The 22,680-nt window shown below is 34.0% G+C and carries 20 protein-coding genes and 1 riboswitch; of the genes, 14 read left to right on the forward strand and 6 right to left on the reverse strand.

All coding sequences use genetic code 11. The features are described from left to right. The first annotated feature begins 63 nt into the window (after positions 1-63). Positions 64-1,911, forward strand: a complete 1,848-nt coding sequence (locus tag ACSVDH_RS06110; RefSeq protein WP_439248859.1) for a monovalent cation:proton antiporter family protein — start codon at positions 64-66, stop codon at positions 1,909-1,911. A gap of 195 nt (positions 1,912-2,106) precedes the next feature. On the opposite strand, the gene ACSVDH_RS06115 is transcribed toward ACSVDH_RS06110, so the two are convergent. From ACSVDH_RS06115 to ACSVDH_RS06125, 3 genes are all read right to left on the reverse strand, one after another. Further along, complete coding sequence (locus ACSVDH_RS06115) at positions 2,107-2,346, reverse strand: hypothetical protein (RefSeq protein ID WP_439248860.1); 240 nt, start codon at positions 2,344-2,346, stop codon at positions 2,107-2,109. 326 nt (positions 2,347-2,672) lie between these two features. Next, entirely contained in the window at positions 2,673-3,755 is a 1,083-nt protein-coding gene (locus ACSVDH_RS06120) for a glycosyltransferase family 4 protein (protein ID WP_439248861.1), read from the reverse strand. Between the two features lie 177 nt (positions 3,756-3,932). Next, positions 3,933-4,886, reverse strand: a complete 954-nt coding sequence (locus ACSVDH_RS06125; RefSeq protein WP_439248862.1) for a Gfo/Idh/MocA family oxidoreductase — start codon at positions 4,884-4,886, stop codon at positions 3,933-3,935. A gap of 198 nt (positions 4,887-5,084) precedes the next feature. On the opposite strand from ACSVDH_RS06125, the gene ACSVDH_RS06130 reads away from it, so the two are divergent. Then, positions 5,085-5,771 carry an N-acetyltransferase gene (locus ACSVDH_RS06130; protein ID WP_439248863.1) on the forward strand — a complete coding sequence of 229 codons (687 nt, stop codon included), beginning with the start codon at positions 5,085-5,087 and terminating at the stop codon, positions 5,769-5,771. 361 nt (positions 5,772-6,132) lie between these two features. Continuing rightward, the gene (locus ACSVDH_RS06135) at positions 6,133-7,149 is read left to right on the forward strand and encodes a D-glucuronyl C5-epimerase family protein (RefSeq protein ID WP_439248864.1); all 1,017 of its coding nucleotides are present in this window, start codon (positions 6,133-6,135) and stop codon (positions 7,147-7,149) included. Between the two features lie 231 nt (positions 7,150-7,380). On the opposite strand, the gene wecB is transcribed toward ACSVDH_RS06135, so the two are convergent. Next, positions 7,381-8,457, reverse strand: coding sequence for a non-hydrolyzing UDP-N-acetylglucosamine 2-epimerase (wecB, locus tag ACSVDH_RS06140; RefSeq protein ID WP_439248865.1), 1,077 nt, complete (start codon positions 8,455-8,457; stop codon positions 7,381-7,383). 290 nt (positions 8,458-8,747) lie between these two features. Here wecB and ACSVDH_RS06145 point away from each other — a divergent pair, with 290 nt between their 5' ends. After that, positions 8,748-9,992 carry a glycosyltransferase gene (locus ACSVDH_RS06145; RefSeq protein WP_439248866.1) on the forward strand — a complete coding sequence of 415 codons (1,245 nt, stop codon included), beginning with the start codon at positions 8,748-8,750 and terminating at the stop codon, positions 9,990-9,992. A 494-nt stretch (positions 9,993-10,486) separates the two neighbouring features. Here ACSVDH_RS06145 and ACSVDH_RS06150 read toward each other — a convergent pair whose 3' ends face one another. Further along, positions 10,487-10,855, reverse strand: coding sequence for a hypothetical protein (locus tag ACSVDH_RS06150; RefSeq protein ID WP_439248867.1), 369 nt, complete (start codon positions 10,853-10,855; stop codon positions 10,487-10,489). A gap of 472 nt (positions 10,856-11,327) precedes the next feature. Here ACSVDH_RS06150 and ACSVDH_RS06155 point away from each other — a divergent pair, with 472 nt between their 5' ends. From ACSVDH_RS06155 to ACSVDH_RS06165, 3 genes are all read left to right on the forward strand, one after another. Next, a complete protein-coding gene (locus ACSVDH_RS06155) occupies positions 11,328-12,521 on the forward strand; it encodes a glycosyltransferase (protein ID WP_439248868.1) in 1,194 nt (397 codons plus the stop codon). Between the two features lie 107 nt (positions 12,522-12,628). Next, the gene (locus ACSVDH_RS06160; RefSeq protein WP_439248869.1) at positions 12,629-13,636 is read left to right on the forward strand and encodes a glycosyltransferase family 4 protein; all 1,008 of its coding nucleotides are present in this window, start codon (positions 12,629-12,631) and stop codon (positions 13,634-13,636) included. 82 nt (positions 13,637-13,718) lie between these two features. Further along, entirely contained in the window at positions 13,719-14,744 is a 1,026-nt protein-coding gene (locus ACSVDH_RS06165; RefSeq protein ID WP_439248870.1) for a glycosyltransferase family 4 protein, read from the forward strand. Between the two features lie 187 nt (positions 14,745-14,931). Here ACSVDH_RS06165 and ACSVDH_RS06170 read toward each other — a convergent pair whose 3' ends face one another. After that, a complete protein-coding gene (locus tag ACSVDH_RS06170; protein WP_439248871.1) occupies positions 14,932-15,891 on the reverse strand; it encodes a glycosyltransferase family protein in 960 nt (319 codons plus the stop codon). A 203-nt stretch (positions 15,892-16,094) separates the two neighbouring features. On the opposite strand from ACSVDH_RS06170, the gene ACSVDH_RS06175 reads away from it, so the two are divergent. From ACSVDH_RS06175 to ACSVDH_RS06205, 7 genes are all read left to right on the forward strand, one after another. Beyond that, positions 16,095-17,378, forward strand: coding sequence for a nucleotide sugar dehydrogenase (locus ACSVDH_RS06175; RefSeq protein ID WP_439248872.1), 1,284 nt, complete (start codon positions 16,095-16,097; stop codon positions 17,376-17,378). A gap of 63 nt (positions 17,379-17,441) precedes the next feature. Then, the gene (locus ACSVDH_RS06180) at positions 17,442-18,533 is read left to right on the forward strand and encodes a DegT/DnrJ/EryC1/StrS family aminotransferase (RefSeq protein WP_439249147.1); all 1,092 of its coding nucleotides are present in this window, start codon (positions 17,442-17,444) and stop codon (positions 18,531-18,533) included. A 156-nt stretch (positions 18,534-18,689) separates the two neighbouring features. After that, positions 18,690-18,799: riboswitch (TPP riboswitch) on the forward strand. A gap of 59 nt (positions 18,800-18,858) precedes the next feature. After that, a complete protein-coding gene (gene tenI / locus ACSVDH_RS06185) occupies positions 18,859-19,488 on the forward strand; it encodes a thiazole tautomerase TenI (RefSeq protein WP_439249148.1) in 630 nt (209 codons plus the stop codon). Then, positions 19,472-20,584: a glycine oxidase ThiO gene (gene thiO / locus ACSVDH_RS06190; protein WP_439248873.1), complete on the forward strand. Its 1,113-nt coding sequence runs from the start codon at positions 19,472-19,474 to the stop codon at positions 20,582-20,584. The genes tenI and thiO overlap by 17 nt, the downstream gene beginning before the upstream one ends. A gap of 9 nt (positions 20,585-20,593) precedes the next feature. Continuing rightward, positions 20,594-20,797: a sulfur carrier protein ThiS gene (gene thiS, locus ACSVDH_RS06195; protein WP_439248874.1), complete on the forward strand. Its 204-nt coding sequence runs from the start codon at positions 20,594-20,596 to the stop codon at positions 20,795-20,797. 4 nt (positions 20,798-20,801) lie between these two features. Beyond that, a complete protein-coding gene (locus ACSVDH_RS06200; protein WP_439248875.1) occupies positions 20,802-21,569 on the forward strand; it encodes a thiazole synthase in 768 nt (255 codons plus the stop codon). Continuing rightward, positions 21,569-22,585: a thiazole biosynthesis adenylyltransferase ThiF gene (locus tag ACSVDH_RS06205; RefSeq protein WP_439248876.1), complete on the forward strand. Its 1,017-nt coding sequence runs from the start codon at positions 21,569-21,571 to the stop codon at positions 22,583-22,585. Before ACSVDH_RS06200 ends, ACSVDH_RS06205 begins: the two co-directional genes overlap by 1 nt. Positions 22,586-22,680 lie beyond the last annotated feature (95 nt).

A 22,680-nucleotide genomic window follows, 5' to 3' on the forward strand; every position in this document is an offset into this window, starting at 1 on the left:
AGGCTATACTATATAACAACGGTTTTTTATCTGAGAATACCCTGATTATAAAGGAGGCAAAACATGCATGGTGCATCTGTAACATCGCTCGTTATCGTGATTCTTGCTGCTTTTCTTACCCCGATTCTGTTACACCGATTAAAACTGAATTTCATTCCAGTTGTTGTTGCTGAAATCATTGTTGGGTTGATTATTGGGAAAACAGGCTTTAATGTTGTTTCCCAAGATATGTGGCTTGAAACCTTATCGATGCTTGGCTTTATTTTCTTAATGTTTTTGAGTGGCCTCGAAATTGATTTTACGGTTTTTGCGGGCGGGAAAAAGAAGGAAAAGCTTCCTTCTGGCAAATATGCCCCTAATACATTTTTAGTTTCCAGCATCGTATTTGTAGGGATTTTTGTTTTATCCTTATTGCTTTCCTATATCTTTGTCTGGATCGGACTAATTAATAATGCATTCTTTATGACACTTATTATTTCAACCATTTCATTAGGAGTTGTTGTACCGACCTTAAAAGACGGTCAACTCATGAAAACAAATATTGGGCAAATTATCCTTTTGGTAGCTGTTATTGCCGATTTAGTGACGATGATATTGCTTGCAGTGTTTGCCTCTATTTATGGTGATGGAGAAAGCAATACATGGTTATTATTGATTCTCTTTGGAGCGGGTGTATTACTGTATTTCTTAGGAAAAGCATTCAAGAATCGTTCCTTTATTGAAACGATGTCAAAGGGAACAATCCAAATCGGCACAAGAGCTGTTTTTACACTTATTATTGTATTGGTAGCCATTTCTGAAACAATTGGGGCTGAAAACATTCTTGGCGCCTTCTTAGCTGGTGTGCTTGTTTCCCTTTTATCACCGAATAAAGAAATGGTTCAGAAGCTGGATTCATTTGGATATGGATTTTTAATTCCGATATTCTTTGTTATGGTTGGAGTAGATTTAGACATTTGGGCATTATTTAAAGATCCTAAAATACTCTTTTTAATTCCGTTATTGTTTATCGGATTGTTAATCTCAAAAGTGATTCCAATCCTTTATTTAAAGCGCTGGTATGACACGAAGACAACTTTTGCCGCTGGCTTCCTGTTAACTTCTACCCTTTCATTAGTTATTGCAGCAGCCACGATTGGTGTAAGAATGGAGATTATCACGTCAGAAATGTCAGGTGCTCTCATCCTGGTAGCGGTCATAACTAGTATTGTTACACCGATATTCTTTAAAAAGCTCTTCCCTCGACATAAAAATGAGAATCCAAAAATTAAGGTTGCTTTTATCGGTGCCAATCAAATGACATTGCCAGTAACAAGAGAGCTGAACCCGGATTTATATGACACAACCATTTACCATGTTCAGCAGGATAAGCTTGATCAGCAAATTTCAGAATCTTTGTTTGAAATCGTAGAAATAAAAGATTTTCAGGTTGAGACGCTTAAGGAGCATGAGGCATTTGATGTTGACTTAATCGTTGTCGCAACGGGTGATGAGGAGCGAAATGCCGATATTGCGCTATTTGCTAAACAAGAGGAAGTAGACCGTGTTATTGCAAGCGTAGGATCACCTGAAATGGATGCGAAAATGAAGGAGCATGGAATTGATGTTTTCTCAACCATGCTTTCAACAAAAACAATGCTGCGGGCATTGATCGAGGCACCAAGTGTGATGAGAATTATTACGAATCAAGAAACGATGCTTTACCAAATCAATTTGAATAATGCAAAATATGATAATTTGTTATTACGTAATTTTCCATTCACAGGGGATATCATTTTCGTGAGAATCTTTAGAGGGAAGGATTCAATCGTTCCCCATGGCGACACAGATTTAAAGCTTGGAGATCGTTTAATTGTTACCGGATCACGAGAATATGTGAATGAATTAAAACGTGAGCTTGAGCTTATTTGATGATCTTTTGCTTGAAACTTGAAAAACATTTGGTATGGTAGAGATAAGTGAATAATCATGAAAACCGCTAGGGGATCCCCAATTGGATTAAAAAAAACGTTTTAGGTAGGAAAAACAAGGTTCTGCTTAAAATACAATTCAAAAACAAAAACGATATCCATTAAAAAGCGGATATCGTTTTATTTTTAAATAGAATTACGAGTTAAGATTTTGAATTGTCGTTAAGTCATATGGGGGACAACATTCTTCTAATTCCCTACGACATTCTCCTAATTCCCTGCGACATTCTCTTAATTCCTCACGACATTCTTTAAGCGATTCTCTAAATTGTCTTAGTTGCTCACTTTTTCTTCTTAGTTCCTCATCTTTTCGTCTGATTGTCTCAATTCTTTGTCCGAGTTTTTGAAGACAATTGTGCAATGGATTATGTGCCATTATATCACTCCTTATTCTCTTATTTATTTTTAATCCACGACATTCCGCTAATTCTTCTCGGCATTGTTTTAGTTCTTCTCGAACTTCTGCATGTTTAGCACGACATTCTCTTAGTTTCACTCAGTTTTTGGCGGCATTCATGCAAATTATTGGTGTGCTATAATCGATGATCCTCCTTTTTTAAATAATTAAAAAGGAATAATAGATCCTTTCTAACATTTTATATTCAACGTTGATATAAAAGGATTGGACCTATATAATATTTTGCTGAAAAATATTAAAAAGATTTCTGATACAATGATCTACTCTATTGCTTTATGGACATTTCAACCATTATTTAAGCTTTCTTTTAAATCAATAGAATGGAGCATTTCCAAAAAATTTTCCCGTAAGATAGATGGAGTAAAATTTGCTTTGATATGCTTTAATGCATTTGTACTTAATTCTTTTCGTAAGTTTTCATCATGCAATAATTTATTTGTTTCTTCAACTGCAGCTTGCAGGTTGTTGTCCGGGATGATTTTCCCAGTTTGATTATGAAGAACAAAGCTTTTTATTCCATCTGAATCCGTACATAAAACTGGACAATGACAACACATTGCCTCAAGAACGGCATACCCAAATCCTTCTTTCTTGGAAGTGGAACATAGAAAACCACCTGAATCCCCAATAATCGAATAATAATCTGCCATTTTCTGATAAGGGACATTAAAATGGGATTTTAAATTGTTTGTTAAATTTAAATTAGTAACCATTTTTTTAAACCTTTTTCTTTCCTGAGATGTTGCAGATCGTGGATCCTCAAACATCCACAATTCAATAGTGGGATCTTCTTTAATAATCTCCGCTCCAAGCTGTAAGAATAGCTTCCAATTCTTGTTTGGATCAATACGACCAACCCAACCAATAATTTTATTTGGATGTTTCGGAAGTTTTTGGTAATTGAAAGAAGAAAAATTGATGCAATTATGAAAGTGAAATTTTTTTATAGTAGGGAAATAATGATCGATCAAATTCTCCAAATGAGGAGTTTTCGGTGATAGGATTCCATCGACTTCTGAAGTGATATGTTCTTTTGCGGTTTCTAAAAGTTCCTTAATTTGCATTCCAAACCCTTGCACATCATAAATGATCTTTCCTCTATATCCTAAACGACGTAAACGGGAAACAAATAAATAATCTAGAATGACGACGATAAGATCATAAGATTCTTTGGAAATAATTTCTCGAATTTCCTCATCTTTATTTGTTACAAATGTTTTTGTCGGATCCATGTTTTGGAGTCCAGGGCCTCCTGTTAAATACAAAAAATGGCAATCGGTTTTTTCACTTTGTAAAGCTTGGTATCTTTGAAGGTTTAGTGTTACTATACCACCACTAGCCAAGTAAAATGTAAATAAAATTTTCAAATTATCATCACTTTCCTATTTAATTGGTGTTCATTTAATCTTAAAAATTCAACCTAACAATACTGTTAGGTTGAATTTTAAGTAATTACTTAATAGTGTATATGCTTTTTGTTATTGGTGAAAAAAGGATAAAACTTGGGGGATTATTTAATTTGTTTGCAAATAAGAATTTAAGAGTTAGTTTGTATATTTATTGTTTATATGATTAATAATTTTGTTGATAGTTGCCAAAGCTATAAGACCATCTTCTCCTGTTGTAGTGGGTTCTAAGTCATTTTTAATACAATTAATAAAATTTATTAGCTCCATTTTTAAAGAATCTTTTTCAGGAACTATTATTTTTTCAATAATATTTTGTTGTTTATAATGTTTAGGAAGTTTATTGACGAAATCTGCTGATCGATAAATTGAAATTTCCTTTTTCAATAAATTGGCTTGTATAAATGCCTTTTTAGTAATGAAACGGAGGGATCGGATTTTTTCTTCTGATTTAAAACTTGCGGTTATTTGTGCAATAATACCGTTTTTAAATTTTGAAATGACCATTGCATGTTTCATAGTGTTTTCATAAGGACGCCCCAATGCATAAAAGTGCTCGATTTTGCTGTTTAACAAATGATATAAGATATAGATATCGTGTATCATTAAATCCTCTACAACATCTAAATTTAAAAGTCGTGGATGAAAAGGACCCATTCGATGGACATCTACTGCAATAATTTCTTCATCTACTAATATTTTTTTTAAAACTTCAATCGTCGGGTTAAATAACTCAATATGGCCTACTTGAAGTTTTACACCAGCTTTTTCTGCTTTTTTAATTAAATCTTTGGCCTGTGCTATTGTTCTTGTAATTGGCTTTTCCATTAGTACATGAACTTTATGAGCAATACAAGTTAAACCGATCTCATAATGATATTCAGTTGGAACAGCAATACTAACAGCATCCACATTCTGTAAAAGTTCTTCTAATGATTCAAAGCTCTTTATTTGATATCTTTTTGCAATTTCATTTGCTTTAAGACCATCTACATCATATATGCCTACCAAATGACAATGATCCGATAGAGAAGTATAGGCTCGCACATGGTTTTCTCCCATAACACCTGTCCCGATAACTCCTATCCTCATGCTGAACCTCCCTTTTATTATTTGGTATTGTATAATACTCATTTAAGTAAAAAGAGAAACTGGCAAATATCATGTTTTTATAATAAGTAGTCAATTTTATCAATAGCATTAATAAAATAATTTAAACATTTTTTTAGAATATTCATAGAATATTAATGAATAGAATTTATAGTTAGTTAAATGATTGGAGGCTTTTCCTTGAAAAATAACATTCATAAGAGTGTAAATTTAGGAGAGAATGTAGTAATTGAGGAGGGAGTGTATATTGGTAAAAATGTAACAATCGGTCATAATTCGGTAATATTAAAAGATACGTATATTGGGGATTACGTTACAATAGGATCCAATTGTGTTTTGGGTATTCAACCAGGAGGAAATAAAAAAATGCGTAACATAATAACAAATGGGGGAGGGTTAACAGTTAATGCATATACCAAGGTTGGAAATCTCGTAACTATTTACTCTGGCACCAAAATTTCAAATAATGTTTTTATTGGTGACCATGCAAGCATAAGGGAAAATGTTTCGATTGGGGAAGGTTCTGTAATCGGAAGGGCAGCAATTGTCGAATTAAACAGTACAATAGGAAAAGGTTGTACAATACAGACACTTGCATATGTAACAGGAGACACAACGATAGAGGATCATGTTTTCATTGGTCCGTGTGTTTCAATGTCAAATGATAAATATATGGGAGCACAAGAATTTAAACTAATGGGACCTTTTATAAAAAAGGGAGCAAAAATAGGAAATAACGCTTCTCTTTTACCAGGTGTAATTATAGGAGAAAACGTGATTGTAGGGGCAGGTTCAGTTGTTACAAAAAACATAGAGGATAATGAAATAGTTGTTGGGATACCTGCTAAAAAAATAAAGGATTTCTAAAAAAGGAAACCTAAAATGATTCTTAATCAAAGTTAATAAAATGTTTTTAGGGTATACTATTAAAATTTTATATACATTCAAATTGTTAATTAAGAGTAACATGAGTTTCCGCGTGTGTGATTTCTAGTGAAAAGCATAAGGAAACAAGTTTATTGATAATAAAGTTAACATGCAAGCTTGTCTATGTATTTGTAACAAATACAAATACATAAAAGAGATTAATAGAGCTAAGATATTTTTAATTATCTAGTTATGAAGTACTTGATTGTAAATCTCTTTTATTAGCTCCAAATTTTAAAGAAAGAGCTTCTTTTTTATTATTGGTATTTAAGAAAGGCGGGATTCGGTGGAGTCTAAACAAATGAGCGATATTAAGGTCATTATGCATAATCAGTTCGAGGCTGTGGGAAAAGTGATTGGAGATGAATACTACATTCCATATAGTTTGATCGAAAAAGCTTATCATACGGAACGAGAATGGTTAAGTAAAGAAAATACTTTAAAGGTTCATGTAACTAAAGTAAAAGCTTTAGAGATTAACAATTATGATTACAAAGGGAATTACTTACATTTTGATAGGAACAAAGTGGAAAATTGGAGTGTGGAATTTGATAACACCGGAATTCCACAAACCAAGTATTCATTCGGAAAGTACTACAATCCATCTACTATTGCACATTACGGTTTACAACACTATAGCTTGTATTTAATCAACAGTGACAACCAAAGTAAAGAGAAATTTTTAAAGGTTGCAAACTGGTTTATAAATAATCAGGATAGCCATGGGGGATGGTCATACAAATTTGACCTTCATTTTTATCCTGGAAGATTGGAAAAGATCAAGGCACCTTGGTATTCAGCTATAGGGCTGGGGATGGCGATGTCAGTGTTATCCAGAGCATCTTATCTTACCAAGGACAATAAATATACAAAAAGTGCCTTAAAATCCGTTAAAATTTTTCAAACCCCAGTTGAGAAAAATGGAATTCTTTCCAAATTTGAAGATAAATTCTATTTTTATGAGGAATGTCCAACAGATCCGCCTAGTTTTATTTTGAATGGATTTATGTACTCGCTAATTGGTTTATACGATTTATATCAAGCAACAAATGATAATGAGACTTTAAATTTATATAATTTGGGAATAGACTCTTTGAAAAGGATGCTTCCATTATACGACTTAGGAAACCGAACGGCATATGATTTAACTCATTATACAACTGATGGTGGTTACCCAAATGTTGCAAAATGGGGGTACCATATTACCCATATCCATCTACTGGCAGCCATCAATTCAATAGAAAAAAATATTAAACTAAATGAAGCTTTAGTTAGATGGAAAGGTTATTTGCTAGGAAAATGCAAATTAACTCCTTAAGCAAAGGCTGACATATAGTAAAAAATCATCTGCTTTTGAAAATGGATTACCTTCGATGATTCCATCACCATTTTTGTATGATAAACGTAATGATGTTAGACCGTGATTTTTAAGGAGGAATAACATTTAAAAGGACGACAAATATGGTGCATAGACTGAGGTGATATATGATCACCTCAGCTTTTTTATGTCGGCTATATTGATTTTATTCTAAGGTAACTTTAACAATAACTATTTCCTAAGGCCGGCTAAAATTTCACATATCTGCTTAGAAGATTGGCCATCTCCAAACAAAGCAGGATAGTTCTTAGGAACATTTATTGTCGCTACGGCTTCCAAGATACACTGAGTATTAGCACCCGTCACCTGGTTCCACCCTGCGCTTACAGTTTCTACCCATTCAGTTTCTTCTCGTAATGTAATACAAGGCACACCCAGCATATATGCCTCTTTTTGTACTCCGCCTGAATCAGTTAAAATTGCTTTTGCTTGACTTTCAACAGTTAACATATCGAAATAATTGAGGGGCTCCACTATTTTAATATTAGGAGATAAAGTAAGGTTGGTTAAACCCCATTGTTGGATTTTATGCTTGGTTCTTGGGTGCATGGGGAAGACCAAAACTTCATTCATTTTTTGCAATGTTTCGAGCAGTGCTTTTAGTTTTTGGGGATCATCAGTATTTTCTGCACGGTGAATGGTAGCGAGATAGTAGGTTTTTGCGGAAAGATTCAATCTTGAAAGAATGTTGGAATGTTGTAAAGCAAAAGGTTTATAATAAAGAACGGAATCATACATAATATCTCCAGTTTGATATACTCCACTTTGTATCCCTTCCCGTTTTAGGTTTTCTACTGCTGTCTGAGACGGACAAAACAACCAGGTAGAAAGATGATCAGTTAAGATACGATTGATTTCTTCAGGCATTTTTTTGTTAAAACTACGTAATCCGGCTTCCACATGTGCAACAGGGATATGAAGTTTAGCAGCTGCCAAACTACCGGCAAGGGTAGAATTCGTATCCCCGTATACTAAAACAATATCTGGTTTTTCGGTTATCATCACACGTTCCAGTTCTGTTAGCATTTTAGCAGTTTGTTTCCCATGTGTATCTGATCCAACTCCCAAATAATAGTTCGGTTTTGGAAGTTTAAGCTGTTCAAAAAAAACGGTAGACATATTGTCATCATAGTGTTGTCCGGTATGGACGATGATTTCTTTAATATTTGGTTTCGATTTAAAAGCTTTAGATAACATACATGCTTTAATAAATTGTGGCCTTGCCCCAATTACTGTTAAAATTTTCATCATTATCTCTCCTTCTCAGTTATTATAGGCAGCGGCTTTTCTCGTAACGAATGATTTCATTCTCACATTTATTCTTACGATCCATAATATGAACTGTGAAATTAATCTTTTCCCCATTTTCACCTGTTTTTTGAGATGTGTCAGGGATATTTTCGGACCCCTAAAAATATTATGAAAAAAGAGACTGTTAGCAGAGTTGCATATTGGAATATAAAATAAAAATCAAAAGCCTTAAATATAATATTCAGTAAGGGAATAAAAAGCTCCTAGTTAAGGAAGGATGGATAAGTATGTCAAAAAAGGTTTGCATGGTAGTTGCAGATCATCCATTTATAGATTCACGAATTTTTAAAAAGGAGGCAAAAACTTTACAAAAAAAAGGGTATGATGTCACCATGATTGTACCTAGAAAGAACGGATACCTTTTTGATATAGATGGTACACCATTCACTGATCGGTTTTTAGGTAGATCTTTTACCCATGAAGGAATTAAAATTGTAACTTACAACTGGGAGGATAGTAGAAAACAATTGAGTAAAGTATTAAGTAATGTTAATACATGGGAAAAAGGAGGAGCGTTTAATAATCCTTTAACGCAACTTGGAATAGCACAGGATGCAGATATCTACCATGTACATGAGTACCTATCCCTTTTTGCAGGGATAGGTATAAAGCGAATAATGAAAAAAACAAAAGGAAAAGATGTAAAACTAATTTATGACAGTCATGAACTAACACCGGATCCTTTTGATTTAAGATATTCTGAAGAAGTAAGAAGAAATCTAAAAGAAAAACTTCTTTATATGCTTCAAGAAATTGACTACATTATTACTATTTCTCATTCTATAAAATCGTGGTATCTAGCCCAAAATTCCTGTTTATCTGTAGAAGTTATTTACAATTCACCTCCATTAGATGAAAGATACAAACCGAAGGCGTATAACAACAATGGCTTGATCACTTGTTATGAAGGGAACATGGATCAAAAAAGAGGAAGTAAAGAGAAGATCTTTGGTATTTCTGAAATCTGTTCAAAAAGTATCAATTTTCAATTTAAGATTATCGGTGGTACTAGGTTTGGTGACTCAATGTCGTTACCGGAACATCTTCGGAGTATCATAAAATTAACTGGTTGGGTTGATTATTATTCCATTTCGCAACATATGGCAGAGGTAGATGTTGGTTGGGTTGATTATGATAGCTTAGAACATTCTCTTAATCGATCCTATGCCATGCCGAATAAATTTTTTAGTTATCTAAATAACGGAGTACCGGTCTTGGTTAACAAATGTCATGAGATGGAAAGCTTTATACGAGCTCACCAATGTGGACTTGTGGTTGATAAAACACATGCTACAGCACAAGATTTTGCAGATGCTCTTCTTTACCTTCATCGAAATAAAGATAAGCTCAAGCAAATGAGTGTGAACGCCCGTAAAGTAATGGAGGAGTTGTATTCATGGGAAAAGATGGAGGATAGGCTATTTAATGTTTACGATCAATTAATAAATAATGATCTCAAATTTCATATGTAGGTACATGTAAAATTTTCTTGTCCTCTTTCTTAGGACAGCAAAAATCATTTATAAAAAACATAACAAGGAGACTGGAAAGAAACTTTTGAAAAATATGTAAAATGAAATCCCATTTTTAGCGGTAGTATTACTGAGGTATTAAGTAGAGCTATCTTTAGAACGAGTGTTTCATCCATTCTACATTTGCCTCAATATCAGCTTTAAAATCGTTTTTTTATAGTATCCGATTAGATAAGACACTTTAGTTTCTTTTTCGACCTCTATGGCTGACAACATCAGCTTTATTCTTTAGGTGATGTTTAGTTGAATAAGTAGACACACCGAACAGCGGGCTTAAAATAAGCTTAAATTAAACATAAATTGGATCATAAAAATTTGCAAAGTGAGGGGGATGTCTGGGTGGTCTTATTGCTCTTTATAATATAACTTTAATTTATACAAAAAGCTCAAACCCAGAAGAGCAGGGTTTGAACTTTATTTAAAAGTATTGTTTTTTAAGAGAGTGCGGAAATAGGTGCCATTTCTTGATGGTCAAAACGGTGCTGCGGAATGATATTGCTGAGAATATTTTTCCCCCAAACGGCGACTAGCGTATCTGTACCGTCATCTACTCTAATCTGGACTTCATACCCAACTGTATTGGAGACACTGAACACTTTAAAATCGGAGGAGTTAGGAAGAACAGCGAAAGCACGGGCATTAATTTGTACCTTCCCTCCAGTTCCCAATTCAAAAATTTTAATTTGACCGGTTTCACTCGTGAGATTATTATTATTCAAGATCCAAACGGTGACAGTTGAAGATTCATTATCAAGAAGGGTACTAGAGTTGTCAACCGGACCTGTAGAATAAAAGAGTGCCATGGATTTCACCTCCTCTATTTCTGAAGTATTAGTAATTTATGATTGATATTAGAAAATGCTTGGTCTTTTTTCACAATACACTTGTTTATTTTTTATAAGATATATCTAATCAATATTGAAAATAGGGATACGCTCATTTGTTATATCTATGCCGTTTATAGCATTCACACATAATATATTAAAAGAAAAGAAGAAAGAGTTAGGAATTCAGTCATCCTATGCCGGCAATTTAGGATTACCTAATTATTACATAAGAGGTGTTCTTGGAACAGTTTTTATGTGATTTCCACAGCTTATTACTAATGGTTAATTTCTCATAAGATGAGTAGTGACAATTTAATCCTTTATCCAAATAAAAAAGCACTCATTCCCTGTACCATCTTGTTTTTTTAGGATTTACAATTATTTGGAAGAATAGGACATTGAAGCAGGGAATAAAGTGTTGGAAAAAGTATGATCGGAGGAAAGGAAAATGGGTCAAAAAGTATGTATGTTATTGTGTTACCTTCCATTTTTTGATGCAAGGATTTTTGAAAATGAAGCGAAAAGTCTCTTGAAGCAAGGGTATACAGTAACAATGATTGTTCCTAGAAATAATGGCTACTTGATCAATATTGACGGAACACCATTTACTAATCGCTTTTTGGAGAAATCCTTTTTACATGAAGGTGTAAAAATTGTAACGTATGATGCAGGTAAACGAACAGCCAATCCATTAACAGATCCCCTTTATAGGTTGGGATTAATTGAAGAAGCGGATATATACCATGCCCATGAATTGAACTCTTTTTACTACGGAAAGGAAATTAAACGAACGTTAAGGAAACAAAGAGGAAAAGAGGTTAAGTTAATTTATGATAGCCGTCAACTTGTTCCAGATCCTTTCTCAACTAGTATAAATGATGAAACAAAGAAGGATTGGCAGAAGATGCTTCTAGAATCGCTTAAGGAAGTAGACTACGTTATTACCGTTTCAGAATCCATCAAATCCTGGTATTTAGCTTTGGATCCCCTACTCCCAGTTGAAGTAATCTACAATTCTCCACCGTTGACTCCAACCTTTAGAAAAAGAGGAAGTCATGATAAACAATTTGTCGTTTGCCATGAAGGCAATTTATCTAAAACTAATAGAAATATAAATAAAATATTTTCTATTACAGACTCATGTAGGAAAGTATTAAATTTTCAATTTAAAATTATTGGAGGACCAAGATATGGTGAAACTATAAATGTCCCAGATCACTTACGTAAAAACCTGGTTTTTAGCGGTTGGGTGAATTACAAATCCCTTCCCGATGAGATGTCAGATGTGGATGTGGGTTGGATTGATTTGGAAATAGCCCATTCGCTTAATAATATGTTTGCGATGCCAAATAAATTTTTCAGCTATCTCAACAATGGTATTCCGGTTTTAGTAAACAAGTGCAGTGACATGGAAAAGTTCATACGTACCTACCATTGTGGTCTCGTTATTGACAAAATGAACCCAACGGCAGCCGATTATACAAAAGCATTAATTTACCTTTACAACAATAAAGATGAGTTAAAACAAATGAGTATTAATGCTCGTAAAGTAATGGAGAGTTATAGCTGGGAACAGATGGAAAAAAGGTTGTTTAATGTCTATGATTCATTAAACTCAAAGAATGCAAGATTTAAATTATAATATTTAATCAGGAAAATATGAGAGATTTTTAAATCTGTTAACAAAACTTATTCAGGAATCAAAAGGACTTTAAATTAAAAGATAAAACAAAAACAATGAAGGGACAGATGAATTTGAATGTATTGCATATTCCTTATGGGTCCCCAATGATTGATTTATGCCGTGCCTTACGTTTGAAAGGGATCAATGCTACATCTTGTCATTTTTATAATAACCGCTACAACTTCAAACCAGACATTTGCTTGAATATGAATAATGTTTCAAGTAATTTACGAGAAAAAAAACTAAAGGAGTACTTAAATGAGGCAATAAAGAAATATGATATATTTCATTTCCATTTTGGAGAGACTTTTTTACCTGATAAAAGTGATTTGGAAATTTTGAAACGAGCTGGTAAGAAAATAGTCGTCCATCATCATGGATCGGAAGTTCGCCTTCTAAGTGTTGCAAAAAGTCGTAACCCTTTTGTTCGTGTAAAACCGGAGTGGACTGAAGAAAGGATTCATAAAAATCTATCCCTTTTATCTAGCTATATCGATCATGCATTTGTTCAAGATTTCGAATTAGAAGGTTATATCAGGGATTATTATAAAGAAATTCACGTGGTTCCTCATGCAATTGATCTTAATGATTTTCAACCAAATTATCCTGAAGCAAAATCATCACCACTCGTTGTACACGCGCCGACTCTACGTGATTTGAAGGGAACAGAATTTATTTTAGATGCTGTAACCCAGTTGAAAAAATCTGGAATTCCCTTTGATTTTCAATTAATAGAAGGAGTTTCTCATCAGGAAACAAAACATCTCTTATCTCGGGCGGATATCGTCATTGATCAATTAAGAATTGGAGCATACGGTTACATTAGTACAGAGGCTATGGCATTTGGAAAACCGGTAATTTGTTATATTCGGAAAGATTTGGTTGATAAATATCCAAAAGGATTTCCAATTGTAAACGGAAATCCTGATTCGATCACCCCTGTTTTAAAACGACTTATTAGCCAGCCAAATAGATGGAAGGAGCTTGGTATTCGCGGAAGATCTTATGTCGAGCAGTATCATAGTATCCATAGGGTAGCAGAACATTATATCGAAATATATAAAAAATTATAAATTACAATTCACATAAAGATAGATTAGTTTTTCGATAAACAAAATATATAATCTAATTATTTATTTAGCCGAAGGGAGAAATATGAAAGTAATTCATTTACCATTAAATGCATCTCAGATGTCTATAATATGTAAGGGACTTAGAGAAAATGGGGTTGAGGCAAAAGCATGTAATTTTGTCGATCATGAGTTTGGGTTTAAAGACCATAATGATATTTGTTTGTACTTAGAAAAAATAAAAAATAAAAAACTAAAACAACAAAAATTAAAGAACTTTTATGAACAGGTAATAAATAAATATGATATATTCCACTTTCATTTTACAGATTTAACTGTTTTTCCAAGTCAATCCGAACTAAAATATTTTAAAAAATTAGGAAAAAAAATGGTCATTCAACACTGTGGATCAGAGGTGCGTAGGTTATCGGTAGCCAGAAGTTTTAATAATCCGTATGTACAGGTTAAAGAGTTTTGGCAAGATGAATCGAGAATTACTGCATTATTACAAAAATTATCAAATATATTTGATCAAGCAGTAGTTGCTGATCATGAACTTTACCATTATGTTAAAGATTTTTATAAAAATGTTCATATTATAAATCAAGTTATTGATTTAGAAAAAATTTCTCCTTCATATCCATCGCGTACAAATAAAAAACCTCTTGTTGTTCATGCGCCATCCCACCAAAAAGTGAAAGGAACAGAGTTTGTGTTAGACGCAGTACAACGCTTAAAAGCGGCTGGATATTTATTTGAATTTAAGCTTATAGAAAAAATGAAGAATGAAAGGGCGTTACAACTTTATCGTCAGGCAGATATTATTATTGACCAATTATGTATAGGAGCTTTTGGTATAGTTAGCCTAGAAGCAATGGCTTTGGGGAAACCCGTCATTTGTTTTATTAGAGACGATTTAATTAAAACATATCCTTCTAATTTGCCAATTGTTAATGCGAGTCCGATAACGATCTATAATGTTTTGGAACATATATTGTCAAATCCGACGGAAAGGTACAATCTTGGTGTTAAAGGGAGAAAATATGTTGAAAAACATTATGATGCTAATATTGTAGCTAAACAATTGATAGATCTTTATAATAAGATATAAATTTTTAAATTGTAAATAATATTAAGATGGTGTTTTCAACTTAAAAAACACCATCTTTTTTATTTTAGAGTATCTTACAAACTTAGAAATAAAATATATCCGAAACATAAGGGTTGGTTTATGGACGTATATAAACTAATAACTTTTCTAGGAGTGGGAATCTGTATTATATTGATGATTAATGAAATTATTTCTCTATATAATCTTTAACATAATTTATAAATTGCAATGCCCGAACTCTATTAGTATGGTTTGTGTGTATTAAATGGTATCCATTATCTGTAATTCTCTTTCTCTCTTTTTCGTTTTTAAGGTAATATATTGCTTTTTCCTCAAAATTAAATTGATTACAGGCTACAAAATTCACTCCATCTTCAAATCCCAGTTCCAATATATCTTGATTCGGTTCCGCTAAGAGTAAGGTTCTACAAGCGGGTACCTCAAAAAACTTCAAAACTGGATAGTAATATTTACTTCCACAGGTAAAAAAAATCTTTGACCGATTTATTTCTTTTGCATATTTTTCATTAACAAAGGCCTTTTCTTCATAATTTACTGTATGACCAGGATGTTGATGATAAACAAAACCTTCTTTGTTCCTCATGACTTCTAAAACAGTCTTTCTAAATGGGTAAGTATTCTTTGAAGGAAAATTAATTAATCCCATAAGAAGACAATCAATGTTTTTTATTAGTTGCCAATCTTTGAATACATGCGGGTTAATGGAAAATGGTAACCATCTGAATTTACTTTTATATTGTGGAAAGACATTTAAGAAAGCTTCTTTAGTTACTGAAAAAATCAAATCAATTTTGTTATCCTCTATAAATTGTATTTTTACTTGTTTCTTAGTCGGCCAATAGACATCTATTATTAAGTACCCTTTAGGTATAGCTATTTTGTTTAAACCTGAGATAGTTGGTGCAAGGTCAATAAGAGAGTTATCGTATAAAAATATAAAATCTGGTTTGAAATTATGATTTTCTAATAGGTTTTTAAGGATCTGTTCGATATCACCGTCATTATACCAATAAAAAATATTGGCATATTCTTCAAATGCTTTGATCATGTCAAATTTTACTTTATGTTTAGCTAGCCTTTTCCAAAATGGTTTAATAAACACTAAAATTTTTATTTTCTTCATCATAATTGGTTAACACCCCTTTTTATGTTGCTTTTAACAATATATGAAAAAAAGAAAAAAATAATATTTTTATTTGGTAATTTCACACAATAAAAAGAAATAATCAAAAATAAGTAAGGTGTCTAAACATATATTCTATAAAAACCATAAACTAAAATTATGGAAGTAATTGTTTAACTCTTATTGTAAATCAAGGAGGTTAAAGATTGGAGCATAATACTGTAGCAGTAGTGGGTTTAGGGAAGATTGGATTGCCATTGGCAGCTGTTTTTTCTAACAATGGTTTTTATGTTAATGGAGCGGATATAAATAAAAAGATAGTTTCCCTAGTTAATATGGGGAAATCCCATATTACAAATGAGCCAGGATTAAATACGCTATTGGAAAAAGCCCATCAGGCTAAAACATTGACAGCAACAATAAATACAGTTGATGCGGTAAGTAAATCTAAAGTAGTTGTTGTCATTGTTCCAGTACTAATTGATGATAACAATAATGTGAATTACCAATTTATTGATTCAGCCGTATATGAGATTGCTAAAGGAATAAGGAAGGGAACTCTTGTTATTTTTGAGACTACCATCCCTACTGGTGATACAAGAAATCGATTTGGTAAAAAGATTGAAGAAATATCAGGATTGAAAATGGGGAATGACTTTTATTTAGCCTATAGTCCTGAAAGAGTTTATTCAAATCATATTCTTAATAATCTAAAAGAATATCCAAAGATTGTTGGTGGAATTAACGAAAGAAGTTTAGAATTGGCTTCAAACTTTTATGCAAAAGCTTTAAATTGTAAAGTAATAAAAGTAAGTAATCTTGAAACAGCAGAGTTTACTAAAGTTGCAGAATCTGTTTATCGCGACGTAAATATTGCTTTAGCAAATGAGTTAGCTGTATATGCTGATCAAAAAGGAGTTAGTATGTTAGAAGTAATAAAAGCTGGTAATAGTCAACCATTTTCTAATTTACATTATCCAGGAGTAGGTGTAGGAGGACATTGTATCCCGGTTTATCCCTACTTTTTTATTAATAGGGGATTGGCAAACGGTTTAATTTTTACAGCCAGAAAAATTAACGATAGTATGTCAAAATATGCTGTTAAATTAATTGAAAAAGAAATTGGGGATATAAAAAAACAAAATATACTCATTTTAGGTCTTTCTTTTAGAGAAAATGTTAAGGAAGTATTTAAATCTTCTACATTATTATTAGTTGATTTAATAAAACAAAAAGAAGCAAATATATTTATAAACGATCCACTGTATACTAACCTCGAGATCTCATCTTATGGGGTTACTCCTTTATCATTGGAGGATGAGATGGTAAAAAATATTGACATAATCATATTACAGGCATTTCATGATGAATATAGAGAATTAAAGTTTGAAAACTTTTCAAATTGTAAGCTGATCATAGATGGACGAAATGTTTTAAATAAAAATGAAATTGAAAAATTAGGGATTGAATATAAAGGTATAGGTAACTAATTAAAATTTCAATGATGTAAAGGGATAAAATATAGATAAAGGCAGGTTTTTAAAGTGATTCCCATGCTTGATTTAAAGAAGGAATTAGAATTGATAAAGGAACCAATCTATAAGGCTGTTAAAGAAGTTCTTGATAGTGGTTCTTATATTTTAGGGAGTAAGGGAAAAGAGCTTGAAAATTGTATAGCTAAGTATATTAAAACCTCTTATGCGATTGGAGTAGCAAATGGAAGTGATGCCCTTCTTTTAGCACTTAAAGCGCTAAAAATTGGGGAGGGAGATGAAGTTATTACAACTCCTTTTACTTTTTTTGCTACTGCAGAATCTATTGCACTCTCAGGTGCAAAACCAGTATTTGTAGATATTGATCAAAATACTTATAATATTGATCCTAAAAAAATAGAGGAAGCAGTAACGTCGAAAACCAAAGCTGTAATTATTGTCCATTTATTTGGATATCCTGCAGAAATGGATTCAATTATGGACATTGCTAAAAAACATAATCTTAAAGTTATAGAAGATGCTTGTCAGGCAATTGGTACAGAATATAAGGGGAAAAGAGTTGGATCTATCGGTCATGTGGGGTGTTTTTCATTTTTTCCATCTAAAAATTTAGGGGCTTTTGGAGACGCTGGGATGATAGTTACCAACGAAAGAGATTTATATGAAAAAATCATTGAACTAAGAAATCATGGTAGTAGTAAACATAAATATATTCATAAAGTAATTGGTCATAACAGTCGATTAGATGATATTCAAGCTGCTATTTTAATTGAAAAATTAAAATACTTGGATGAGTTTTTAAAAAGAAGAAGAGAAATTGCTAAAAGATATACCGAGAAACTAAATAGAATCGTAAAAACCCCATCAATATTCCAAGCCAGAGAGCATACTTTCCATCAATACTGTATAGAAACCAATAAACGTGATGAACTATCTCTATTTTTAAATAATAAAAATATTGCTACAGCTATCTATTATCCAATTCCACTTCATCTTCAAGAAGCATTCAAATATTTAAAGTATAAAGAAGGCGATTTTCCTATAACAGAGAATATTTCAAAAAGGATTTTAGCTCTCCCTATTTACCCAGTATTAACACTTTCGGAACAGAAAAGAATTATATCGAGCATTAAAGAGTTTTTTGAAAAATAATAGAGTTTAGATAAAAATTTAATCTAGTTAAATTATATATAGATAGTAAAAAATCTGAACTGTTTTTCAGGACCTGAAAGAACTTGAGCTTATTTGATGAATTTTTTCTTGAAAGTTGAGAAACATTTGGTATGATAGAGATAAGTAAATAATGATGAAAACCGCTAGGGGATCCCCAATTGAGGGGCTGAGATTAAAGTGTTTCTTTTAAACCCTTATAACCTGATCTGGTTTGTACCAGCGTAGGGAAGTGGAATTACGGCATATTCTAATTATGTATGTAAACCACTTTCTTACCTATAGGAAAGTGGTTTTTTTATTGGAAGTGAAAAACTTGGAAATTCATGTCATTACAGATGGGAAGCAAACGGTTGAGGAATTAACGAAACAAATCTTACGCTTTCACGAAGAAGCAGATTATATTCACATTCGTGAAAGAACGAAAACAGCCTCAGAACTAATGGAAATTGTTTCAATTCTGATAACCGGTGGAGTCCCTAAGAAAAAGATTGTGATCAATGATCGCGTTGATGCAGCAATATTAAACGATTTATTTAATATCCATTTGCCTGGTCATAGCTTTTCCATTGAAAAGGTAAGAAAGCTAAGACCATCCTTAAGGATTGGCCGTTCGGTTCATTCTCTGCAGGAAGCAATAGAGGCTGAAGAAGCTGGTGCAGATTATTTGTTGTTTGGACACGTGTTTACAACTAACTCAAAGGCTGGTCTAGCACCACGGGGCATACCTCAATTCGCTGAAATATGTGAAAGGATCGAAATTCCGGTTATCGCCATTGGCGGAATGACCCCTGAAACTGTTCAAAAGCTTTCGGGATTAAAGGCTGGCGGGGTTGCGGTGATGTCCTATGTTATGTCAAGCAGTGAACCTCGTCATGCCTTGCGGGAAATTAAGAAAAGCTTAACGGAGGTGAAATCAAATGAAAAAGCATTATGATGTAGGCATCATCGGCGGCGGAATCATTGGTCAATCGATAGCCTATCAGCTGGCGAAAGAGGGCGTATCTGTCCTTGTGTTAGAGGGAAATAAGATCGGTACCGGGGCAACAAGAGCTGCGGCAGGGATGCTTGGTGCAAACTCTGAGCTTGAAAATAATGATGCCTTCTTTCAGTTCGCAAAGGAGAGTCAGCGCCACTATCGTGTCCTGAGGGATGAGCTTTCAGAATTATCGCAAATTAATATTCAGCTTGTCGATAAAGGCATGTACAAGATCGCCATGACGGATGCTGAAGCACGTTCCTTAAAAGAAGCGGTAACACAATATGAAACAGTAGCATGGCATGAAAAAGAAACAGTGCTTGAGCATGAGCCAATGTTATCTGCAGGGATTAAAGGGGCCCTTTACATCCCAGAGGATGGCCATGTTTCACCAAAACATGTTTGTGCGGCTTTTGCAAAGTCTGCTAGTTTGCTAGGTGCAACTATTTTAGAGAATACTCCTGTCCATACAATCAAGAAGAGTGCTGCAAACGAATATATGCTTTCTACCCCGCTTGCCGATTTCACTTGCAGCAAGGTTGTTGTCGCAAATGGCGTTTGGAGCGGGCACTTTTTTAACCAGTTGGGTATTAACGCTGGGATGAAGCCTGTAAAAGGAGAATGTCTTTCTGTAAAAAGCAATCAAATCGGCTTAGAGCGAACGATTTTTTATGATCATTGTTATATCGTTCCAAAGGGTGATGGCAGATTTGTTATCGGGGCAACTATGGTTGAGGATGATTGGAGTACTGAGCCGACAATCGGAGGAATCCAGTCTCTTATTGAAAAAGTGGCACCACTCTTGCCGGAGTTAAAATCAGCTCAACTGGTTGAGACATGGGCTGGATTAAGGCCGCAATCACATGATGGAAAACCATATATTGGTCAGCATCCTGAAGGAGAACAGATTTATTTTGCAACAGGACATTATCGAAACGGTATCCTTTTAGCCCCGCAAACAGGGATGATGATAAGGGATCTGATTTTGAACAGGCAGCAAAATGAAGACTATATAAGGGCATTTTCGATCAACCGAATTTATGTACAGGCGTGAGGTGGGAAAATGAGCATTAAGTTAAATGGAGAAATTGTCGAGCTGGGAAATGATGTTACGACGATTCAGCAACTGCTAGCACATTACAAGCTGGAGGACCGTCTTGTCATTGTCGAGCATAATCGAGAAATTATTTTAAAAGATCAATATGAAACGACATCAATCCAAAACGGTGATGAAGTTGAATTTGTTCATTTTGTAGGAGGAGGATGAGCCAATGTTAAACATTGCAGATAAACAATTTAACTCAAGATTATTATTGGGAACTGGGAAATATCCGTCATTTGAAATTCAAAAGGAAGCTGTTGCACAATCAGAGGCAGAAATCCTAACGTTTGCGGTTCGCCGTATGAATATCTTTGAAGCATCACAGCCAAACTTTTTAGAGCAGTTAGATCTTTCTAAGTATACGCTTCTTCCAAATACAGCAGGGGCTAAAACGGCAGAGGAAGCAGTAAGAATTGCCAAGCTTGCAAAAGCATCTGGCTTATGTGATATGATAAAAGTTGAAGTCATTGGCTGCGACCGGTCGTTGCTTCCTGATCCAGTAGAAACATTAAAAGCTAGTGAAATGCTGTTAGAAGAAGGGTTTATTGTTTTACCATATACATCAGATGATGTTGTATTAGCAAGAAGATTAGAAGAATTAGGCGTTCATGCCATCATGCCTGGTGCTTCACCAATTGGATCTGGTCAAGGGATTTTAAATCCTTTAAATCTTAAATTTATCATTGAACAATCCAATGTTCCTGTCATTGTCGATGCAGGAATCGGTTCACCGGCAGATGCAGCACGTGCCATGGAGCTGGGAGCAGATGGCGTTTTATTAAATACAGCCGTTTCTGCGGCAAAGGATCCGGTGAAAATGGCCGTTGCCATGAAGCTTGCAATCGAGGCCGGAAGACTTGGCTTTGAAGCCGGCAGAATTCCTAAAAAGGAATATGCAACAGCAAGCAGTCCAACAGAAGGAATGATGACCACTTAATGGAGCGATATTCAAGACAAATCTTATTTTCGCCAATCGGGGAAAACGGGCAAGAAAAAATCAAACAAAAGCATGTGTTCATTGTCGGTGCCGGAGCACTAGGCACAGCAAATGCGGAAATGATTGCACGTGCCGGTATTGGGAAATTAACGATAATAGACCGCGATTATGTGGAATGGAGCAATTTGCAAAGACAGCAGCTTTATACAGAGGAAGATGCAAAAAATCGAATGCCAAAAGCAATAGCTGCTAAAACACGTCTTCAGCAAATTAATTCTGAAGTAGAAGTTCATGCCATTGTAGAAGATTTAACATCAGCCAATATAGAAGACTTGTTAGATGGTGTTGATGTGATCGTGGATTCAACAGATAACTTTGAAACAAGATTATTAATCAATGATGCTTCATTAAAGCATGGGATCCCGTGGGTATATGGCGGGTGTGTCGGCAGTTATGGTCTAACGTTTACGGTCATCCCAAATAAAACGCCATGTCTGCATTGTTTATTAAAGCATATCCCGTTTGATGGAATGACATGTGATACAGTTGGGGTTATTTCACCAATTGTCAGCATGGTTACCTCCCATCAAACAGCAGAAGTGTTAAAGCTGCTTGTTGGAGACGAGGAAAACCTGCGCAGCAAGCTTGTATCCTTTGACCTTTGGAAAAATCAATATTCATCGATCAACATGGAAAAGCTGAAAAATAAGGCTTGTCCTTCTTGTGGAACAAACCCTGTATATCCCTATTTATCGGCTGAAAAAGAAACAAAAGCAGCTGTTCTTTGCGGAAGGGATACGGTACAGCTTCGTCCAGGTACAGGGAAACAGATTTCCTTTGAGCAAATTTCCGAAAGAGTTAAACCAATTGCTGACGCGTTTTTAGAAAATCCATTTTTATTATCAATGACCTTTGGCAGTCATCGAATCGTTCTATTTAAGGACGGACGAGCCTTAATTCATGGGACGAAGGACATTGCTGAGGCGAAAAAGATTTATCATCGCTATGTTGGCTAAATAATATAGTAAGGATAAAAGCCCTCTCAAAGGTAGACAGAGAGGGTTTTGGCATTTTGTCTACTCTGTAACCTAGTTTTATCGCCAAAACCTCT

It is taken from the genome of Metabacillus sp. Hm71, assembly GCF_051842955.2.
GTDB lineage: Bacteria > Bacillota > Bacilli > Bacillales > Bacillaceae > Metabacillus.